The 470-nt window shown below is 48.5% G+C and carries 1 protein-coding gene; it reads right to left on the minus strand.

Features of this window, described 5'->3' with window-relative positions:
- Positions 1-100 precede the first annotated feature (100 nt).
- Positions 101-470, minus strand: a 370-nt coding sequence (locus tag ACLD7X_RS18755; RefSeq protein ID WP_411425192.1) for a beta-barrel domain-containing protein, incomplete at its 5' end; no start/stop codon positions are given.

The following is a 470-nucleotide window of genomic DNA, read 5'->3' on the forward strand; positions in this document are numbered from 1 at the left end:
GTAACAAGATATTTTCGAATACCAAGAAAGCGGCGCTTCCCGATAGGGGAGGCGCCGCTTTTTGTAAATACAGGGTAGATTTAAGCTATTCAAGTAGTACTCACCTTCCCGTCAGTTTGAGAAATTCCATAAAAATGCGCTCTAAAATACGTAGCTCATCGGTGATGATCTCGCCCGTGGCAAGCATACCATTGCGAAACTGAATTCTGCGGTGAGACGAGGTACGGAGGCCATCAGGGAATTGTACGCTCACCATAAAAGTACTATCCCGGGAGAATTCCGAGATGCTTTGCACTTGCCCACGCAATGTGCCAAACTCTTGAAATGGATAGCTGGGTAGCTTGACGATCACTTTCTGCCCCACTTTGAGTTTGCCGAAGTTCTGCTGACCAACGTACATCTCTCCTTTGAAAGCACCCCGCTCCGACAAAACATAAAACAGGTCCTGCCCGGCTTTGATGGCCTGCCCC

This window comes from Aphanothece microscopica RSMan92 (genome assembly GCF_046613545.2).
Taxonomy (GTDB): Bacteria; Cyanobacteriota; Cyanobacteriia; order PCC-6307; family Cyanobiaceae; genus NIES-981.